This is a genomic window from Jezberella sp. (assembly GCF_964834465.1).
Genome location: NZ_CBAZRM010000014.1, coordinates 16,050 through 34,972, shown reverse-complemented (window position 1 = coordinate 34,972; position 18,923 = coordinate 16,050). Strand labels below are relative to the sequence as shown.

The 18,923-nt window shown below is 51.5% G+C and carries 18 protein-coding genes; 6 read left to right on the top strand and 12 right to left on the bottom strand.

Going from position 1 to position 18,923, the window contains the following annotated elements; all coding sequences use genetic code 11:
* Positions 1–28 precede the first annotated feature (28 nt).
* From AC1W8Y_RS11885 to AC1W8Y_RS11870, 4 genes are all read right to left on the bottom strand, one after another.
* On the bottom strand, positions 29–853 hold the full coding sequence (locus AC1W8Y_RS11885) for a carbohydrate ABC transporter permease (protein WP_482014697.1): 825 nt from the start codon (positions 851–853) through the stop codon (positions 29–31).
* A complete protein-coding gene (locus AC1W8Y_RS11880) occupies positions 850–1,725 on the bottom strand; it encodes a carbohydrate ABC transporter permease (RefSeq protein ID WP_482014696.1) in 876 nt (291 codons plus the stop codon). Before AC1W8Y_RS11880 ends, AC1W8Y_RS11885 begins: the two co-directional genes overlap by 4 nt.
* 4 nt (positions 1,726–1,729) lie before the next feature.
* On the bottom strand, positions 1,730–3,001 hold the full coding sequence (locus AC1W8Y_RS11875; protein WP_482014755.1) for an ABC transporter substrate-binding protein: 1,272 nt from the start codon (positions 2,999–3,001) through the stop codon (positions 1,730–1,732).
* A gap of 98 nt (positions 3,002–3,099) precedes the next feature.
* Positions 3,100–4,137, bottom strand: a complete 1,038-nt coding sequence (locus AC1W8Y_RS11870) for an ABC transporter ATP-binding protein (protein WP_482014695.1) — start codon at positions 4,135–4,137, stop codon at positions 3,100–3,102.
* Between the two features lie 55 nt (positions 4,138–4,192).
* Here AC1W8Y_RS11870 and AC1W8Y_RS11865 point away from each other — a divergent pair, with 55 nt between their 5' ends.
* Positions 4,193–4,894 carry a cytochrome b/b6 domain-containing protein gene (locus AC1W8Y_RS11865; RefSeq protein ID WP_482014694.1) on the top strand — a complete coding sequence of 234 codons (702 nt, stop codon included), beginning with the start codon at positions 4,193–4,195 and terminating at the stop codon, positions 4,892–4,894.
* Between the two features lie 51 nt (positions 4,895–4,945).
* Positions 4,946–5,722, top strand: coding sequence for a 3-oxoadipate enol-lactonase (pcaD, locus tag AC1W8Y_RS11860; protein WP_482014693.1), 777 nt, complete (start codon positions 4,946–4,948; stop codon positions 5,720–5,722).
* A 61-nt stretch (positions 5,723–5,783) separates the two neighbouring features.
* On the opposite strand, the gene AC1W8Y_RS11855 is transcribed toward pcaD, so the two are convergent.
* Complete coding sequence (locus AC1W8Y_RS11855; RefSeq protein WP_482014692.1) at positions 5,784–6,239, bottom strand: c-type cytochrome; 456 nt, start codon at positions 6,237–6,239, stop codon at positions 5,784–5,786.
* A gap of 61 nt (positions 6,240–6,300) precedes the next feature.
* Positions 6,301–7,677, bottom strand: coding sequence for an adenylosuccinate lyase (gene purB, locus AC1W8Y_RS11850; protein ID WP_482014691.1), 1,377 nt, complete (start codon positions 7,675–7,677; stop codon positions 6,301–6,303).
* 129 nt (positions 7,678–7,806) lie between these two features.
* On the opposite strand from purB, the gene AC1W8Y_RS11845 reads away from it, so the two are divergent.
* Positions 7,807–8,418 (top strand): glutathione S-transferase N-terminal domain-containing protein, encoded by a 612-nt coding sequence (locus AC1W8Y_RS11845; RefSeq protein ID WP_482014690.1) that lies wholly within the window; start codon positions 7,807–7,809, stop codon positions 8,416–8,418.
* 23 nt (positions 8,419–8,441) lie between these two features.
* Here the strand turns inward: AC1W8Y_RS11845 and mnmA are convergent, their stop codons facing one another.
* Complete coding sequence (mnmA, locus tag AC1W8Y_RS11840; RefSeq protein WP_482014689.1) at positions 8,442–9,560, bottom strand: tRNA 2-thiouridine(34) synthase MnmA; 1,119 nt, start codon at positions 9,558–9,560, stop codon at positions 8,442–8,444.
* A gap of 82 nt (positions 9,561–9,642) precedes the next feature.
* On the opposite strand from mnmA, the gene AC1W8Y_RS11835 reads away from it, so the two are divergent.
* The 3 genes from AC1W8Y_RS11835 to AC1W8Y_RS11825 are packed head-to-tail and all read left to right on the top strand — an operon-like array spanning position 9,643 to position 12,535.
* The gene (locus AC1W8Y_RS11835; protein WP_482014688.1) at positions 9,643–10,761 is read left to right on the top strand and encodes a Re/Si-specific NAD(P)(+) transhydrogenase subunit alpha; all 1,119 of its coding nucleotides are present in this window, start codon (positions 9,643–9,645) and stop codon (positions 10,759–10,761) included.
* Complete coding sequence (locus AC1W8Y_RS11830; RefSeq protein WP_482014687.1) at positions 10,761–11,090, top strand: NAD(P) transhydrogenase subunit alpha part 2; 330 nt, start codon at positions 10,761–10,763, stop codon at positions 11,088–11,090. The genes AC1W8Y_RS11835 and AC1W8Y_RS11830 overlap by 1 nt, the downstream gene beginning before the upstream one ends.
* Positions 11,087–12,535, top strand: a complete 1,449-nt coding sequence (locus AC1W8Y_RS11825; RefSeq protein WP_482014686.1) for an NAD(P)(+) transhydrogenase (Re/Si-specific) subunit beta — start codon at positions 11,087–11,089, stop codon at positions 12,533–12,535. The genes AC1W8Y_RS11830 and AC1W8Y_RS11825 overlap by 4 nt, the downstream gene beginning before the upstream one ends.
* Here AC1W8Y_RS11825 and glcF read toward each other — a convergent pair whose 3' ends face one another.
* Genes glcF through aroG form a run of 5 tightly spaced genes read right to left on the bottom strand, consistent with a single transcriptional unit; the run spans position 12,536 to position 18,914 of the window.
* Entirely contained in the window at positions 12,536–13,771 is a 1,236-nt protein-coding gene (glcF, locus tag AC1W8Y_RS11820) for a glycolate oxidase subunit GlcF (protein WP_482014685.1), read from the bottom strand.
* A 42-nt stretch (positions 13,772–13,813) separates the two neighbouring features.
* On the bottom strand, positions 13,814–14,905 hold the full coding sequence (glcE, locus tag AC1W8Y_RS11815; RefSeq protein ID WP_482014684.1) for a glycolate oxidase subunit GlcE: 1,092 nt from the start codon (positions 14,903–14,905) through the stop codon (positions 13,814–13,816).
* An 8-nt stretch (positions 14,906–14,913) separates the two neighbouring features.
* Entirely contained in the window at positions 14,914–16,410 is a 1,497-nt protein-coding gene (locus AC1W8Y_RS11810; RefSeq protein WP_482014683.1) for an FAD-linked oxidase C-terminal domain-containing protein, read from the bottom strand.
* A complete protein-coding gene (locus tag AC1W8Y_RS11805; RefSeq protein ID WP_482014682.1) occupies positions 16,407–17,828 on the bottom strand; it encodes an FAD-binding oxidoreductase in 1,422 nt (473 codons plus the stop codon). The genes AC1W8Y_RS11810 and AC1W8Y_RS11805 overlap by 4 nt, the downstream gene beginning before the upstream one ends.
* A 12-nt stretch (positions 17,829–17,840) precedes the next feature.
* Positions 17,841–18,914, bottom strand: a complete 1,074-nt coding sequence (gene aroG, locus AC1W8Y_RS11800; RefSeq protein ID WP_482014681.1) for a 3-deoxy-7-phosphoheptulonate synthase AroG — start codon at positions 18,912–18,914, stop codon at positions 17,841–17,843.
* Between the last annotated feature and the right edge of the window lie 9 nt (positions 18,915–18,923).

Below are 18,923 nucleotides of genomic sequence, written 5' to 3'. Positions count from 1 at the left end.
CAGCAATTTTTGTGCCATCAATTTGCCGCTACTTAATCCCCGCACGCATGAATGATTGAACAAACTGACGCTGAAAAATCAAAAAACCAACCAATAGAGGCGAACACGACAGAAGGGTTGCCGCAGTAATAATAGACCAATCGATCCCCTGATCTGTCGAGGAGAACAGCTGCAAACCAACCGTTAAGGGGCGTGAGGTGACTGAGTTGCTCACGACCAATGGCCAAAGGAAGTTGTTCCAGTGATAGCTAACGGATATCAGGGAAAACGCCAAAAAAGTGGGCTTCGCAAGTGGGATATAGACATGCCTGAGTACCTGCATCGCATTAGCCCCCTCCATTTCTGCCGCTTCGACCAGTTCTTTGGGAATGGTTTTGAAAGTTTGGCGCAACAAAAATATTGCAAATGCCGACGCAAAATAGGGCAAACCGATCCCGAACAGGGTGTCGACTAACCCCATCGTCGTCAAAGTTTGATAGTTTTTAACGATGAGAATCTCTGGCATCACGGTCAATTGCACCAAGACCAGGGCGAACAAAACGTTTTTGCCTACAAATTCATACCTCGCAAAGGCGTAGGCTGCAAGCGTGCAAATCATCAACTGAACAATCAGAATCATGCTCACCAGTAAGGTCGTATTCAAAAAATATCTCGCAAAGGGAGCCGCCTCCCAGGCTTGAATAAAATGATCAAAGGTCAATGGTGCAAATAGAATCAAATGCGTGGCAAACTCACTTGGGTGAATTGCCGCCCAGACTGCGTAAAGCAAAGGACATATCCACACAATGGCAAGCAACCACGCCCCGACCAGCGACAGCCGATGAGACACTGACCAGGATGCGCTTGCATTCATTGATAGTGCGCCTTGCGGTCGAGCGTAAAAAACTGAAATACGCCGATCAGCGCGAGCACAAAAAGCAAAACAACCGTCAAGGCCGACGCGTATCCCTGATCCCAGAACTGAAACCCAACTTGGTAGAGAAAATAGAGCAACACCGAAGAGGCGTTGTCCGGACCACCATGGGTCATCACAATGATGTGATCGACCATTCTAAAAGCGTCAATGACGGCATTAATGAACACAAATATCGTCGTTGGCATCAACAGCGGCCACTGAATGCGTCTGAAAAAATACCAAGTACTTGCCCCTTCAATATCGGCTGCCTCGCGATAAACGGGGCTCAAACCTTGCAAGGCCGCTAAATAGAAAATCATAAAAAATCCAGCTTCTTTCCAGATAGCCACAATGATGACAGCGCCTAGGGCGAACCGTGGGTCTCCGAGCCAATTCTGCCCTGTCCACCCCAAAACTTGAAGTATTTGATTCAAAAGCCCGTAGCCTGGGGTGTAAAAGAATATCCAGATATTGGCAACCGCAATCATGGGCAAAATCGTGGGTAAAAAGAAAGATGTACGTAAAAACCACTGCCCTGCCATTTTTTGATTTACCCACAAAGCCATCGCCAGAGACAGCGCAATCGACAGCGGGATCGTAACGGCTGCGAACCAAAGGTTATTACGTAACGACCGCCAGAAGACGGGGTCATCTATCATGATCTGATAGTTTTGAGTGCCGATAAAAACAGCACCACGACCGGCTTTAGGCGTCGACATAAAGCTGTCTATGACGGTACTAACGGCCGGGTAATGCGTAAAAATGAGCAAAAAAAGCAGGGCAGGCAGCAAGAGCAGGTAAACGTGCGTCTGTTTCACTGCCTGCCCCAAACTTCTATTGGTAACTGCGCAACAAACGCGTTGCTTCAGCTTGTGCGTCTTTCATCGCTTGTTCTGAGGTCTTGACCCCCGTCAAGGCCGCCTGCAGCGCATCATTGAGCGCTTTCGTCACACGCTGATTATCGTGGGTCGAAAACTCTGCCACTGCAAAAGGCAGTTGATCGCGTGCCACGATGGCGGGCGGGAAATCGCTCGTGTATTTCTTCAATGCTGGCGTATCGTAAGCGGCAGGCGACACTGCGACATAGCCGGTGTCAATACTCCATTGGGCAGCACGCTCTGGCTGAGTGAGCCATTTGGCAAACTTGTAAGCGCCCTCTTGCTCGGCGGCACTGGTTTTCTTGAAGATAAAAAAGTTACCGCCCCCCGTTGGAGAACCACGACGTTTACCTTCTGGCAACATCGCGACACCGAAATCAAACTTTGCGTTGCTACGGATATTGGTCAGATTACCCGTGGTTGTCCAAATCATGGCTGCTTTGCCTTCTAGAAAGTCTCTGGGTGTGGTACCCCACTCTACAACACCGGCGGGTGACACTTGGTGAGTTTTAGACAGATCAACCCAATACTGTAAGGCAGCAATGGCGTTGGGGTCGTCAAAGTTGACCTTGGTGCCCTCTTGATTCGCCAGTACAGCATTATTTTGGGTGCTAAACCCTTGATACAACCAATACGGAAAACCACTGGACGGCACCTGAATACCCCATTGCGTGACGTTGCCGCTCGCATCCTTTTTGGTCAGCTGCTTGCTCAGATCAATGGTTTCCTGCCAGTTCTTGGGCGCTTGTTCTGGGTTTAGGCCGGCGGCTTTGAAAAGGCTCTTGTTCCAGAACATCACGACGGTGGAGCGTTGAAAGGGAATACCCCATGTCTTGTTGTTAATTTGTCCATTCAGCATGAAAGCAGGGAAAAAACCTTTCAGCCAAGCACGATCTGCATCCGTTTTGACAAAGTTATCCACAGGCACAATTGCATCTTCGTCGACCAGCGTAAAAGTATCCGTCGACAACAAAATACCTGCCGCAGGAGGTTTGCCCGCTTTGTGCGCAGTAAGTACTTTGACAATGGTCTCTTGATACGTCCCCGCGTAGACAGGGATCACATTTAAATCAGGGTTATCTTTATTGAAGTCATTTGCATATTGGTCGATTATTTTCGTGATTGGCCCACCGACAGCAATCGGAAAATAAAATGAGATATCTGTCTTAGCGAGCGCATTGGTGCTCGCGCCAAGGCTAAAACAGGCAGAGGCCGCGAAGGCCACCATCGATTTGCATAAATTTTTCACTGATCTCTCCAAAGAATCGAACGAATCAACACGTAAAACATTCATCACCGTCGCAATTTGCGCAACGTCTCAGTCTGCTAACTCAACTTCATCACGCAACCTTGGTCGTCAAACCAAGCTTGAGCGGCGTTCATCCAGCCAAAGTTCACCGCACCACCTAACCCTATCGCTAAGTCACCCGGTATCCTCGTCACAAAACTAACCCCTTGTGCGACTAACGTCAGCAACGCGTCAGCGCCGGTGTATTCGATTTTTTCAACGTTGCCGACAAAACGGTGTTCGGGCTCACGCAACACCGTTATCGCTTCGGGACGAACGCCCAGCCATTTCGCCCCCGAAGGGGGATTGACGCGGATCGTACTTCCCCTAAGGCAATCGGCTTCTAGTGGCCAGATATTCATGGGTGTCTGCCCAATGAATTTAGCTGCAAATAAGTTTGCCGGACGCTGATACAAATCAACGGGGCGCGCGACTTGTTCGACTCTGCCCGCATTCAATAAAACAACTTGATCAGCCATACTCATGGCCTCGACTTGATCGTGCGTCACATAGACCACAGAGAGCCCCAGCTTTTGTTGTAATGCTCGCAATTCGAGCCGCATTTCTTGTCGCAATTGAGCGTCAAGGTTAGACAGGGGCTCATCCATTAAGCACAGTTGACTGTCCGCCACCAGAGCCCTTGCCAGTGCCACGCGCTGCTGTTGCCCGCCAGATAATTGGCTAGGCTTGCGATCAAGATAGTGCTGTAATCCCAACAGATCGATAGCCACTTTCAATTTTTGACTAATGTCAGCTTTCGATACCTTTCTTACTCTCAAGCCGAACACAATGTTCTCGGCAACAGACAAATGCGGAAAAAGAGCGTAACTTTGAAAAACCATCGATACGCCGCGCTGCGAGGCGTGCAGCGTTGTCACGTCGCTTTCGAAGATTTTAATGACGCCCCGACTGGCTGTTTCAAGGCCAGCAATTAATCTCAAGGTCGTCGTTTTGCCACAACCTGAAGGCCCTAACAGTACCGTAAACTGGTGAGCAGGCATTTCTAGATCGGTTGGATAGAGCGCGTGTGTGCCGCCCCATGATTTGCTGACTTGTTCGAATTTAACGGCTTGCATGTTTTTTCTATCAATGATTTGATTTGAACTCTAACGCAACAAATATGACAAATATATGACTCCTGTAAAAATTCCTGAAACATCGGGCGCTTCAGATCAAATCCGCATTTGGGATTTACCGTTACGATTATTTCATGTGCTGCTTGCATGCTCAGTCACGGGCGCAATTATTGCTGTCAAACTCGGCGACAATTGGATGGAATGGCACGTCAGACTGGGCATTATCAGCTTGGCCCTCTTGACCTTTCGTTTGGTCTGGGGGGTTGTGGGATCGCAGTACGCACGCTTTAGTCAATTTGTCAGATCACCGAGAGCGACTTTGGCCTATCTCCGTCAGGCTAACCCGCCAACGCATAAGACAGCTGGGCACAACCCGCTTGGCGCATGGTCAGTACTGGCTATGTTGTTTCTACTAAGTGTACAAGCGACCACAGGGCTTTTCACGAGTGATGACGTGATGACCCAAGGGCCGCTCGTTAGCTTGGTGAGCGAAACCACGGGATCACTGATGACAAGTATCCACGAATTTAATGCGGTACCGATTTACATTATCCTTGGCTTGCATCTGTTAGCTATCGTTTTTTATACGTTGAAAAAACATGCGCTCATCAAGCCGATGATCATGGGAGATGTGCCTGCTGACCAGTTGCCGCCCGCCACGGTTGCCGCCAATGATGGTGTCGCTTTGCGTTTATTTGCGCTGGTGCTCGCCGGTGTGATCGCAACCGGTGCCTATTACCTGATTAAAATGACTTGATCATTGGGGCACGAGCAAGCAAGATAGAAAAAAGCAAAAAAGGAGCTTTTCGTGCCGATCACTCAACATCAATCTTGTCGTCTTTATTGGCGTGGCGACGGAGACCCTTCACTGCCAGGCCTGGTATTAGGTAATTCGCTCGGCACGGATGTGTCGCTCTGGGATCCCATCATTCCCGAGTTGATGCAGCATTTCTATGTGGTCCGGTTTGACATGAGAGGGCATGGTGGCTCTGACGCACCCCAGGGAGACTATTCACTCGATACATTGGTTGGCGATGTAGAAGCCGTGATTCAGGCGGCGGGGCTCACGTCTTACAGCTACGCCGGTATCTCACTGGGCGGCATGGTCGGGATGGAGCTCGCTGCCCGGCAACCTAAAGGCTTGACTCGCGTCGTGCTGAGTAATACTGCGTTTGAGTTTCCTGATGGCATTTGGGATGCGAGAATTGACTCGGTCACCCGGGGTGGTCTGGGATCAATCATCGATACAGTCCTGGGTCGGTTTTTTACTGACGGCTTCATTCAAGCAAACAGTGTCGAGTTCAGGCACCTGAAAAACATTGTCTTAATGCAGACACCCCATGGCTATGCGGGTTGTTGCGCCGCCATCCGCGATATGCATCTCGCGGATCGCCTCAGCACCATCAATGTTCCCGCACTCGTGGTTGTTGGCGAGTTTGACTTATCGACCCCCCCATTTCGCGGGCAAGACATTGTCGATAAGTTGGCAAATGCAACACTGGTCAGCTTGCCTTGCGCGCACATTCCAACCACCGAGATACCAAAACAGTACCTAGCGGTATTACTGGGATTTTTGAACCAGTAGCACCACACAAAAAAAGCGCCTGAGCGCTTTTTTTGTTGCCTGAATAGCCCGCGAAGCTACGTTATTTTTTCTCGTGATACGAGTCGTGACACGACTTACAAGAAGCGCCCACCTCACCAAAAGACGTTTTGATCATTGCTAAGTCACCCGTGTCAGCGGCTGCTGAGAGCTTGGCGACCGCGTTCGTGAATTTCTCTTGCGCAGCTTTAAAGCCAGCGGGATCCTTCCAGATATCGGCCAACGCAGTTTTACTTTGCGTACCCTCTGGAAACGCTTGCCAAGGCAAAGCCGCCAACGTTGAGAGGACAGCGATGTTAGCTTGAATGGCGGCTTTATCGTAAGGTGCCTGACCCTTGATCACAGGTTGCATACGGCCAAAGTGTGATGAAATCAGGATCATGGTTGACTGCCGATATTTGATTGCCTGTTCCGGTTTTGAGAACTGAGCACTCGCACTACCTGCCCAAATCGAGGCAAATAACATCAAGGTTATCGCAAAAATAGACGTTTTTTTCATTGCAGTGCTCCCAAAGGGTTAGTTGAAAAGTACAGGCTTCAATCCGTCAACTACAACAGCATTAAATCTCTTTAACCAGCTGATCCGCGAGGCCAATATAACTGCGTGGTGTCAGCTTTGACAAACGTGCTTTGACCTCATCGGGCAAGGCAAGACCCGCAATAAACACAGCCAACCCTTCTTGGGTGATCCCCTTGCCACGCGTTAACGCTTTCAATTGTTCGTAAGGCGCTGGCAAGCCATAACGACGCATCACCGTTTGAATCGGCTCGGCGAGAACCTCCCAGCAGCGATCAAGATCAGCGTCGATAACGGCGCTATTGACTTCCAGCTTACCTAACCCTCTTAGGCAAGCATCATAGGCCACCAGGCTGTAGCCAAACGCCACCCCTAAGTTACGAAGCACGGTCGAGTCCGTCAAGTCGCGCTGCCAACGGGAAATCGGTAGCTTTTCAGACAGGTGTCGCAATAACGCATTCGCCAACCCAAGGTTACCCTCGGAGTTTTCGAAATCGATAGGGTTAACTTTATGCGGCATCGTTGACGAGCCGACCTCACCGTCTTTCAATCTTTGTTTGAAGTAACCCAACGAGATATAGCCCCACACATCTCGATTCAAGTCCAACAAAATCGTGTTGGCTCTACCGATGGCATCAAATAGCGTTGCCATCCAATCATGCGGCTCAATCTGAATCGTGAGCGGGTTCTGTTTCAGACCCAAGCGCGCCAGCACCCCAGCACTGAATTTAGGCCAATCGATTTCGGGATAAGCGCTGACATGCGCATTATAGTTACCCGTCGCACCATTCATCTTTGCCAAAGGGATCACTTTTTCGATATTCGCAATCGCATCCTTTAAGCGAACAACCACATTGGCGAATTCTTTACCAAGCGTCGTTGGCGTTGCAGCCTGACCATGGGTGCGCGCCAGCATCGGTTGGGTCGCCTGATCGTTGGCGATGTTCGTCAAAGCGACGAGCAATTGGTTTAACGTAGGTAGAATCACCTGATCGCGCGCCCTTGAAAGCATTAGAGCGTGAGAGGTGTTATTGATGTCTTCGGAGGTGCACGCGAAATGAATAAATTCACCGGCCTTGGTCAATTCGGGGTAATCCGCGACCTTTTCTTTCAGCCAGTACTCGACGGCTTTCACATCGTGGTTGGTGACTCGTTCGATTTCTTTAATCCGTTGCGCATCTGATTCTGAAAAATGACTAACCAAATTATTCAGATGCGTCTTGGCGTCAGACGAAAATGGGGTGAGCTCGGGCAAACCAGCCTCTGACAGACCAATGAGCCAGGCAATTTCGACTTCAACCCGATGCGCCATGAACCCAGCTTCGGACAGCAGTGGTCTCAACCGGTCACAACGAGACGCATAGCGCCCGTCTATGGGTGAAAGTGCATTCAAAAGCGTAAGGCCGGGACTAGTTTGCATGGTGGCGGGTGTCAAAAACGAGAAAAAAAACGACAAAAACGAATACGCTGATTTTATCACTGCATAAAATGCGTCACGCCGTCGTTTAGACGATACACTAGCATTCAGATTCGTTTTAGACGCAGGCTCATGAAACTCATTGCTTCAATGACCAGCCCATACGTGCGCAAGGTGCGCGTTGTGATGGCTGAAAAAAAACTCGATTATCAGATTCAATTAGAAAACGTCTGGGCAGACGATACAAAAATACAAGATCATAATCCTCTGGGCAAGGTTCCTTGCTTGATCATGGAGGATGACAGTGCGTTATTTGATTCGGCGGTGATCGTTGAATACTTGGATACCCTATCCCCTGTCAGTCGGCTGATTCCGCAAGGCGGACGCGAGCGGGCCGCGGTCAAGTGCTGGGAGGCGTTAGCAGACGGGGCAATGGACGCCGGGGTTGCTATCCTTAAAGAGCAGCAACGACCCAAAGGCAAGCAAAGCGCTGAATGGATCACGCGTCAGTACGGGAAAATCACCGCTGCTGTTGACCATATGGAGCAAACACTCGGAGACCATGCGTTCTGTATGGGTATTAATTTCACGTTGGCCGACATCGCAGTCGGTTGCCTGCTGGGGCTTTTGGACTTTCGATTTGCCCACCTGGAATGGCGCACCAATCACCCGAATTTAACCAAGCTATATCAAAAGCTGTCTGCACGACCCTCTTTCGTCGATACGGTACCGGTGTCTGCCTAAACGGTGGTAGCAATCCATCTCAACTATTCGATAATGCCCCCCCCAAGGCAGATATCCCCGTCATACAGCACCGCGGATTGGCCGGGAGTGACGGCCCACTGTGGTTCGGCGAAAGACAAGCTGAATTGTTCACCTTCGGTTCGCAAGACGTTGCAGAGCGCATCCGCTTGTCGGTATCTGGTTTTCGCACAATAGGCGCCCAATGCGGGGACAGCGCCTGAAATCCAGCTGGCCTGAGCCGCCAGTAGCGACGACTCAAGCAACCAGGGGTGTTCATGCCCTGGTACGACAAACAGTGCGTTGTTTTTTAGATCTTTACGCGCGACGTACCAGACCGGGCCTGTACCATCGGCGCCCTGTTCGCCTTTGACACCACCCACGCCTAAGCCTTTACGCTGCCCGATCGTATAAAAAGATAAGCCATGATGCTGGCCAATTTGTTTGCCTGCCTCAGTCAGAATTGGCCCAGGGTGTGTCGGTAGGTAGCGATTTAAGAACGCTCTGAACGGTCGTTCGCCTATAAAACAAATACCTGTTGAATCTTTTTTGGCCGCATTCGGCAAGCCCAAGTCATGGGCAATGCGTCTGACCTCAGTTTTGGGAAGCTCGCCGAGCGGAAATAAGGTCTTAGCGAGTTGTGTTTGACTTAGTCTATGCAAAAAATAGCTTTGATCTTTGGTGTGATCAAACGCTTTGAGTAATTCAAAACGATCACCGCTTGGGCCAGAGACCCTTCTTACCCGAGCATAATGCCCTGTCGCGATGTGATCTGCACCGAGCGACATTGCGTGATCCAAAAATGCCTTGAATTTAATCTCGGCGTTACACAGTACGTCTGGGTTTGGCGTACGACCGGCAGAATATTCACGTAAAAAATCAGCAAATACACGGTCTTTGTACTCGGTAGCAAAGTTGACCGCCTCAATGTCAACGCCGATCACGTCGGCAACGCTCACGGCATCAAGCCAGTCCTGGCGAGTCGAGCAATAAGCCGAGTCGTCATCGTCTTCCCAGTTTTTCATGAACAGCCCGACAACGTCGTAGCCCTGTTGTTTGAGCAGCCAAGCGGTGACAGACGAGTCGACCCCGCCGGACATGCCGACAACCACGCGACTTTTCGTAGACTTCAGTTCATTTATCATCAACCAAATTGTAGACTGACTCTCAGTCTTCACCCTGTCTGGTGTATAAACAATCCTTTTGAACTAATAGACGGACAGATCTATGCGAATCGGAATCCCGCGAGAGACTCGTGATCACGAGACCAGAGTAGCTGGCACCCCAGAAACTGTAAAAAAATACGTCAGTGCGGGCCACGATGTCGTGGTTGAGCGCGGCGCTGGTGGCCATGCCTACTACACGGATGAAGCCTTCACCGCTGCCGGTGCAACACTGGTGGACGCGGCCGAATGCCTCAGTGCCGAGCTGATTTTAAAAGTCAGAGCACCTTCGACCGAGGAAATCAGCAAAATCAAAGCCGGGGCAACGGTGGTCGGCATGTTGGATCCGTTTGATCAAGCAGGACTCAACGCGCTGAACAGCGCTGGCATTACAGCTTTTGCGCTTGAGGCAGCGCCGCGTATCACGCGTGCTCAGAGCCTTGATGTACTCTCGTCGCAGGCAAATTTGGCTGGTTATAAAGCCGTGCTTTTGGCTGCGCACTACTACGGTCGTATGTTCCCAATGATGATGACAGCTGCGGGCACGTTAAAGGCTGCTCGGACTGTTGTGCTGGGTGCTGGCGTCGCGGGCTTACAAGCCATTGCGACTGCCAAGCGGCTGGGTGCAGTGGTTGAAGCCTCAGATGTCAGGCCCGCAGCGAAAGAGCAGATCGAATCACTCGGCGCTAAATTCATTGATGTCCCATTTGAAACCGATGAGGAGCGTGAAATCGCCCAAGGTGTCGGTGGGTATGCGCGACCAATGCCGGCATCTTGGATGGCTCGGCAAGGGGTGCTGGTCGCTGAACGGTGTAAACAAGCCGACATCGTCATTACCACTGCCCTGATCCCTGGCCGTCCAGCACCAACGCTGGTGTCTGCGGAGACTGTCGCTGGCATGAAGCCTGGGTCGGTCATCGTTGATCTCGCCGTCGAGCGTGGTGGAAATTGCCCACTGTCTGTCAAAGGCGAAGTGACCGAACATCACGGGGTGAAGTTGGTTGGTTTGACCAACTTGCCAGGCATGGTACCAACGGACGCCTCTGCGTTGTACGCGCGTAACCTCATGGACTTTCTCAAGCTCATTATCGGTGCAGACGCAAAACTAAATATCAATCTAGAAGATGAAATCGTCAAAGCGTGCCTGATGTGTGCAAACGGCGAACTCATAAGGAAAAGCTAATGGAAGCGATTGACCACACCCTGATCAATGTGATTATTTTTGTTCTAGCGATTTACGTCGGATATCACGTCGTCTGGAATGTCACCCCTGCGCTGCATACGCCCTTGATGGCGGTCACGAACGCCATCTCTGCCATTGTGATTGTTGGGGCGATGCTGGCGGCGGGATTGACGGATAGCGGCCTCGCGAGAGGTATGGGAGTTGTTGCTGTCGCACTTGCGGCGGTCAATGTTTTTGGTGGATTTTTAGTCACGCGACGCATGCTTGAAATGTTTAAGAAAAAAGATAAAAAAGCCCTTACCCAAGCAACCAAGGGAGACGGCAAATGATTTCAATGAACCTCGTCACTCTTTTATATCTCGTGGCCTCGATATGTTTTATCCAGGCTCTCAAAGGCTTATCGCATCCAAATACATCCAGACTTGGCAACGCATTCGGCATGATCGGTATGTTGATCGCCGTATTGACAACAGCCGTCTTGATCGTCGGACAAGCCCGCGCCGGCATGAGCATTGCTGGGCTCGGTTGGGTATTGCTCGGTCTGCTCATCGGCGGTAGTGTTGGCACGTTAATGGCCAAGCGTGTCGAAATGACGAAAATGCCTGAACTCGTGGCGTTCATGCACAGCATGATTGGTCTAGCAGCTGTGGCCATCGCGGTTGCCATTGTGGCTGAGCCGCAAGCCTTCAAACTAGTGGCTGCTGCTGGTGACCCCATTCCTTTCGGTAACCGCCTCGAGTTGTTCATCGGCACATTTGTTGGCGCCGTGACGTTTTCAGGTTCTGTCATTGCGTTCGGCAAATTGTCAGGCAAATACAAGTTTCGCTTGTTTCAGGGCACCCCTGTCGTTTTCAACGGTCAGCATGGGGTCAACCTGGTCGTGGCGTTGACGATGGTTGGCTGTGGCATTGCATTTATGATGAGTCAAAGCTGGACACCGTTCGTCATGATGGCAGCCCTGGCTTTCGTATTGGGTGTACTCATCATCATACCTATTGGTGGTGCTGATATGCCTGTCGTCGTGTCAATGCTGAACAGTTATTCAGGCTGGGCTGCTGCTGGCATTGGTTTCTCACTCAATAACCCGATGCTCATCATTGCGGGCTCACTGGTGGGATCGTCGGGTGCAATTCTGTCATACATCATGTGCAAAGCGATGAATCGCTCATTCATCAACGTGATCATGGGGGGATTCGGTGCCACACCTGACGCGGGCGGTGCCGCTGGCGCACAAGCCCAACGTAACGTGCGCAGCGGTAGTGCTGACGACGCTGCTTTCTTGCTCAACAATGCCGAAACCGTCATCATTGTGCCTGGCTACGGACTGGCGGTAGCTCGGGCGCAACATGCGCTCAAAGAGTTAGTTGAGAAGCTCACTTCTCACGGCGTGACAGTCAAATACGCGATTCATCCAGTGGCTGGTCGCATGCCCGGTCACATGAATGTGCTGCTTGCTGAGGCTGAAGTGCCTTACGACCAAGTGTTCGAAATGGACGACATTAACAGCGAGTTCTCCCAAACCGACGTCGTGTTAGTGCTGGGTGCGAATGATGTGGTTAATCCGGCAGCTAAAAACGACCCGAAATCAGTGATCGCTGGCATGCCTATCTTAGAGGCCTACAAAGCGCGCAACATCATTGTTAACAAGCGCTCGATGGCTGCCGGTTACGCGGGTTTGGACAATGAACTCTTCTACCTCGATAAAACCATGATGGTCTTCGGTGACGCCAAGAAAGTCATTGAAGATATTATCAAAGCAGTTGAGGCGGGTTAATCATTTCGGTATTAACGCGCTATCAATCACTTCAATCCAATGTCTAACGGGAGTATCGGTGCCACTTTGCAAGTGGCCGATACAACCGATGTTGGATGACAACACCATATCTGGTTTGGCTTCATGCAAACTGTTTAGCTTACGATCCCGCAACGCCGTCGATATCTCTGGTTGCAACACCGAATAAGTACCAGCCGAGCCACAGCAAAGATGGGTGTCAACAAATGGCTGTAATGCCAAGCCCAATTTCATCAGTAACTGTTCGCTTTGTGGACGCAGCCCCTGCCAGTGTTGCAGCGTGCAAGGGGGATGAAAAACGGGGCGTGCAGGTAGCTGCTTTTGATCGATCATGTCGGTCAGTTGGTCAGCATAAGGGCCCAACAGTTCGGCAACATCACGCACCAGCGACTGAACCTTTTCGGCCTTTTCTTTGTAGTGCACATCATGGCGCAAATGATGTGCATATTCATTGACCATGGCGCCGCAGCCGGACGCGTTCATCACAATGGCGTCAACTCGACCGGATTCGATGAACGGCCACCAAGCATCAATATTTGCTTTCATCTGTGTGAGCGCTGCGGCTTGGTCATCTAAGTGGAAACTCAACGCGCCACAACAACCTGACCCTGCTGCTACCTTGGTACCAATACCAAGGCGATCAAGCACCCGGATGGTAGCTGCGTCGATACTGGGCATCATGGCGGGTTGAACGCATCCTGCCAAGATCAAGACTTGTTTGAGATGGTGACCGGTATTTGGGATTAAGCCCGCAGGCCGGCTTTGCAACATCTTCTTTTTCATGACGGATGGTAAGAAATCCCGTAGCACCAGCCCCAACTTATACGCGGGTGCGAAGAGTGGTGACACCAGCCCTTTACGTAGCGCAAAGCGCTTTAATCTCTCGGATGTCGGTCGTGAGACTCGTTGTTCGACAAGCTCACGGCCAATATCAACAAGATGGCCGTATTGAACACCAGAAGGACACGTGTTTTCGCAATTGCGACAGGTCAAGCACCGATCCAAGTGCTCTTGCGTTGCCCGAGTCGGGGTTTTGCCTTCAAGCACTTCTTTAATCAAGTAAATACGGCCACGAGGACTGTCGAGCTCATCGCCGAGGACTTGATAAGTCGGACAAGTAGCGGTGCAAAATCCACAGTGAACACAACGACGCAAAATAGCGTCAGCCTCTTGACCTAAATTTGAATCAAGGGCCCACTGGGCAAGGTTGGTTTGCATAATGATCTAAGCTCGTCAAAAACTTTAATGGGAGTCCGAGTGCTAAATGCCCCAGACCAGCCTACCGGGATTGAACAAGCCCTTGGGATCGAACTCTTGCTTTAAACGCCGAACAATGGTGCTGACACCAGGTGTCAGCGGATGAAAAACACCGTCTCCTGGCAGACGCTGATCTGGTTGGCTTCTGAACAGCGTTGCGTGCCCGCCAGACTTTAGCGCTAACTGACGCAAGTGCGACGCAGCCAGATCCGTCTTTGTCCAGCGCTGCCCCCCCCCCCACTCGATCAAGGTTGGCCCAAGATTCAAAGCGGGGGTATGAGGCGCAACGGCAATACGCCACAGCGGTGAAGTCAGACCATCAAAAAAGGCATGTGTCTGTTCGCGCAAGCTATCCCAAAATACTGAGGCCTCTAAGCCTATTAAGGCCGACCCACCCAGTTTCTTATGAGCGGACTGAACTGCGCTGGGTGCGCCAGCGAGTCGCACGTATAAACCGTCGGCAGTGATTGCAGTCGCAGAAATAGGTAAAGGCTGAGCACGCCAACTCAGACACATATCCAAAGCAGCTTGTTCACCAAGCACGAACTGCAAGGTTAGGGTTTCTAGCGGCTTGGGCGCCACTTTCACAGACACTTGCGTCATCGGACCGAACATGCCGAGAGATCCAGCCAGCAGTCGCGAAACATCATAACCAGCTACGTTCTTCATCACTTGGCCGCCAAACTTGAGGACCTTGCCATCGGCATCGATCAAGTTTGCCCCCAGCACAAAGTCCTTGAGTGATCCAGCGCCGTGGCGAAACGGGCCAGATAAGCCTGCGGCCACCATACCACCCAGGGTTGCTCGCGGGCCAAAGGAAGGTGGATCAAAAGCAAGCATCTGTCCTGCGGCATTTAGCTGCTCTTTAACCAATTGCAAAGGCGTGCCAGACCAGGCGGTCATGACAAGTTCGGTTGGTTCGTAATCGATGATGCCCGACAAGCCCGTCATGTCTAATTCAAGCGGAACAAGATCCTTTTGAACATACGCATTGCCGTAAAATTGTTTGGTGTTACCACCCGCGATCACGATCGGCAACGACTGACTAGCGGCCGTTTGAATCTGCTCACACAGCACTGCTAATTGACTATTCATCGATAAGCTTAAAATCTGGGTAAATCGGCGAAAGGCAACACACCACCATGCACATGCATTTTGCCGTACTCGGCGCAACGGGCAAGTGTTGGGACAACTTTTTCCGGATTGAGTAAGGTCGCAGGATCAAACGCCCGCTTAACGGCCAAGAACTTCTCAAGCTCGTCCCTCGAGAACTGAACACACATTTGATTGATTTTTTCCATCCCCACACCGTGCTCGCCCGTGATGGTACCCCCCACTTTCACGCAGAGTTCAAGAATGGCCGCACCAAAATCTTCGGCACGTTGTACTTCATCTGCGATGTTTGAGTCGAACATGATCAAGGGGTGCAAGTTACCGTCACCCGCATGAAAAACGTTTGCGCATCGCAAACTAAACTGCTTTTCCATGGCGGTAATGGCATTTAACACCTCACCCAGACTGTGCCGGGGGATGGTCCCATCCATACAGTAGTAGTCTGGCGACACGCGGCCGGCAGCAGGAAACGCATTTTTTCGTCCTGCCCAAAACAGCAGTCGTTGCGCCTCAGAATCGGAAACCTGTAGCTTAGTTGCGCCAACGTGCCTGAACACTGCCTCCATCCTGGCGATCTCATCGGCCACTTCTTCCACGGTACCGTCGGATTCACACAACAGAATAGCTGCGGCTGAGGTGTCATAGCCGGCTTTGACAAAGGGCTCAACCATTTGAGTCGCTTGTCTGTCCATCATCTCAAGACCAGCGGGAATAATGCCCGCTGCGATGATTTCCGACACCGCGCGGCTAGCGCTCTCAACGTCATCAAAACTCGCCATGATGACGCGCGCCAAGGCAGGTTTGGGCGTTAGCTTCAAAGTCACCTCAGTGACCACACCCAGCATGCCCTCCGATCCAACAAAGACCGACAGCAAGTCGGGGCCTGAGCTATCGGGTGACAGTGAGCCTAGCTCAACAATTTCGCCGTCAATGGTGATCATTCGCACCATCATGACGTTGTGCACGGTCAATCCATATTTCAGACAATGGACACCGCCTGAGTTTTCAGCGACATTGCCACCAATGGTGCAGGCGATTTGGCTCGACGGATCCGGTGCGTAATAGAGGCCGTAGGGTGCAACTGCCTCAGACACGGCAAGATTGCGAACGCCTGGCTCGACCACGGCGATCGCCGCCTGGGGATCAATATGCTTGATCTTGTTCAGCTTTGCTAAACCCAGCAAAACGCCATGCGCGTGAGGCATGGCACCACCGGATAAACCAGTACCTGCACCTCGTGCGACCACGGGGACGTTGAGCCTGCGACACGTCATCAGCACATCCTGAATCTGCTTTTCTGTTTCAGGCAAAGCGACAGCCATCGGCAATGATCGGTAGAGCGACAACCCATCGCATTCATACGGACGGGTGTCTTCTTGCCGACTTAAGACGCAATGGGCTGGCAGCACCTTTAACAGCGCTGCGATCACTGTCGCTGGATCCACAGCAGGAGAGGTAAGCAATCCAGCATCAGTCAACGCGTTCATTTGACGAACTCCAGCTCGATAATCTTTCCTGGATTCAGAATATTATTGGGATCAAACGATCGCTTGATGGTTCGCATTAAATCTAGTGCATCCTCGCCGTGCTCTAGCGCCATGAACTGAATTTTATGGAGGCCGATGCCGTGCTCACCTGTGCAGGTGCCATCCATCTCGATTGCGCGACGCACGATGCTCTGATTGATTCGCTCGGACTCTTCCCACTGATCTGCATCATTCGGATCCAGCAGCATGAGGACATGAAAATTTCCGTCACCGACGTGGCCGACAATGGTGGTCGGAAAGCTCGCCTGCTCAAGCTCAGCGGTCGTCTCATCAATGCACTGCGCCAGACGAGAGATCGGCACGCATACATCGGTGGTGCTCGCCTTACATCCTGGCCGTAACTGCAAGCCAGCGAAGTATGCATTGTGACGCGCTGTCCACAAACGATTGCGATCCTCGGTGCGATCCGCCCAATCAAAGTCCATCCCACCGCACTCTTTCGCCAGCTCTTGCACCATTTCAGCTTGCTCTTTGACGCTCGTCTCGCTGCCATGAAATTCGAAGAGCAACAACGGCGTCTCACGCAGCGTCAATTTGCTGTATCGATTACTGGCGTGCACGGCTGCCGTATCCATTAATTCAACGCGAGCAAGCGGAACCCCAATTTGAATGGCTTGAATCACACATTGAACCGCGTCATGCACGGACGGGAAGTTACAGACTGCTGCGCTGACTGCCTCGGGTTGGGGGTATAGCTTCACTGTCACCTCGGTGATGACACCGAGTGTCCCCTCACTTCCGACAAACAAACGGGTCAGATCGTAGCCTGCCGAGGATTTACGCGCACGACGCGATGTTCTGATGACTTTGCCTTGCGCCGTCACGACGGTCAACGAAACGACATTTTCTCGCATCGTGCCGTATCTCACCGCGTTGGTTCCCGACGCTCGAGTCGAGGCCATTCCCCCCAATGATGCATCTGCACCGGGATCGATGGGGAAAAACAAACCCGAGTCACGAATTTGCTCATTTAACTGTTTACGCGTCAGACCTGGCTGAACTGTCACCGTTTGATCTTCGGCATCAAGAGAGATGAGTTGATTCATCCCGCTTAAATCCAGACTGATCCCGCCTTCGATGGCGAGCAAATGTCCTTCAAGCGACGACCCAGCCCCGAAGGGAATCAAAGGCACCTGAAACTGATTGCACAGCGTCACTACGGCCACCACTTCATCGGTCGTCAACGCAAACACCACTGCATCCGGCAGCATCGAGGGGTAGGCGGATTCATCCTTTCCGTGATGCTCACGCACGGCTTGGCCTGTCGAAAACCGATCACCAAATAACCGTTGCAACTCTGCCGCCATGTCGACCGGTAGAGGTTTACGAAGCACTTGAAAATGATGAGGTGCGTTCATGGGGAATCGTCCTTATTCGCTTTTGGTGGCTTGAATCCGTCGACGCTCACGCACCGCAGTGGCGAGTCTCTCGATCACCTGCAAAGAGCTATCCCAGTCAATACAGCCATCGGTAACGCTCTGACCGTAAACAAGCGGTTGACCGGGTACCATATCTTGCCTGCCAGCGACGAGATTGCTTTCAACCATCAAGCCAACAATACGGGTCTCACCTGCCTCGATCTGACGGGCTACGTCATCGCACACCAGGGGTTGATTTTCGGGCTTTTTGCTACTGTTTGCATGGCTCGTGTCTATCATCAGGCGAGGCGCCAAACCGGCTTTACCTAAATCGTCAGCTGCCGCCTGAACACTTGCCGCATCATAATTGGTCGTTTTACCACCGCGCAGAATGACGTGACAGTCTTCATTGCCTGCGGTGGACACGATGGCCGAGTGACCGCCTTTGGTGACCGACAAAAAGTGATGAGGCGATGAGGCTGCTTTCATCGCATCAACGGCGATTTTGATATTGCCATCGGTGCCGTTTTTAAAGCCTACCGGACAAGACAGGCCAGAAGCCAGTTCGCGATGGATTTGACTCTCAGTTGTCCGTGCGCCGATGGCCCCCCAGGAGACTAAATCTGCAATATATTGCGGCGTAATCATATCGAGAAATTCACAACCGGCAGGCAGACCCATGCCGTTGACTTCGCTCAATAGACCACGAGCAATCCGCAAACCTTTGTTGATATTGAAACTTGAATCCATGTCGGGATCATTAATCAAACCTTTCCACCCAACCGTTGTCCGGGGCTTTTCAAAATAAACCCTCATCAGAATTTCGAGTTCACCTTTGTACTCATCTCGCTTGGCCTTTAGTCGCTTTGCATAATCCACTGCAGCAACGGGGTCATGGATCGAACATGGCCCGATGACGAGAATCAAGCGGTCATCCATCCCGTGAAGGATACGGTGCAAGGCATTTCGACTTTCAGTAACCAGTTCGGCCACCTCAGAACTACAAGGAAACTCGCGCATAACGTGGGATGGAGGAGCTAACTCTTTGATTTCTTTGATACGCAAGTCGTCGGTATTATGTGACACAAAAATTAC

Coding starts and splice junctions, on each gene's coding strand:
- glcE (WP_482014684.1), bottom strand. CDS start 14,905: ATGAATAGTCAATTAGCAGTGCTGTGTGAGCAGATTCAAACGGCCGCT.
- AC1W8Y_RS11825 (WP_482014686.1), top strand. CDS start 11,087: ATGATTTCAATGAACCTCGTCACTCTTTTATATCTCGTGGCCTCGATA.
- AC1W8Y_RS11810 (WP_482014683.1), bottom strand. CDS start 16,410: ATGAACGCGTTGACTGATGCTGGATTGCTTACCTCTCCTGCTGTGGAT.
- AC1W8Y_RS11830 (WP_482014687.1), top strand. CDS start 10,761: ATGGAAGCGATTGACCACACCCTGATCAATGTGATTATTTTTGTTCTA.
- AC1W8Y_RS11865 (WP_482014694.1), top strand. CDS start 4,193: ATGACTCCTGTAAAAATTCCTGAAACATCGGGCGCTTCAGATCAAATC.
- AC1W8Y_RS11835 (WP_482014688.1), top strand. CDS start 9,643: ATGCGAATCGGAATCCCGCGAGAGACTCGTGATCACGAGACCAGAGTA.
- AC1W8Y_RS11845 (WP_482014690.1), top strand. CDS start 7,807: ATGAAACTCATTGCTTCAATGACCAGCCCATACGTGCGCAAGGTGCGC.
- AC1W8Y_RS11885 (WP_482014697.1), bottom strand. CDS start 853: ATGAATGCAAGCGCATCCTGGTCAGTGTCTCATCGGCTGTCGCTGGTC.
- AC1W8Y_RS11875 (WP_482014755.1), bottom strand. CDS start 3,001: ATGGTGGCCTTCGCGGCCTCTGCCTGTTTTAGCCTTGGCGCGAGCACC.
- AC1W8Y_RS11870 (WP_482014695.1), bottom strand. CDS start 4,137: ATGCAAGCCGTTAAATTCGAACAAGTCAGCAAATCATGGGGCGGCACA.
- AC1W8Y_RS11805 (WP_482014682.1), bottom strand. CDS start 17,828: ATGAACGCACCTCATCATTTTCAAGTGCTTCGTAAACCTCTACCGGTC.
- mnmA (WP_482014689.1), bottom strand. CDS start 9,560: ATGATAAATGAACTGAAGTCTACGAAAAGTCGCGTGGTTGTCGGCATG.
- AC1W8Y_RS11855 (WP_482014692.1), bottom strand. CDS start 6,239: ATGAAAAAAACGTCTATTTTTGCGATAACCTTGATGTTATTTGCCTCG.
- purB (WP_482014691.1), bottom strand. CDS start 7,677: ATGCAAACTAGTCCCGGCCTTACGCTTTTGAATGCACTTTCACCCATA.
- glcF (WP_482014685.1), bottom strand. CDS start 13,771: ATGCAAACCAACCTTGCCCAGTGGGCCCTTGATTCAAATTTAGGTCAA.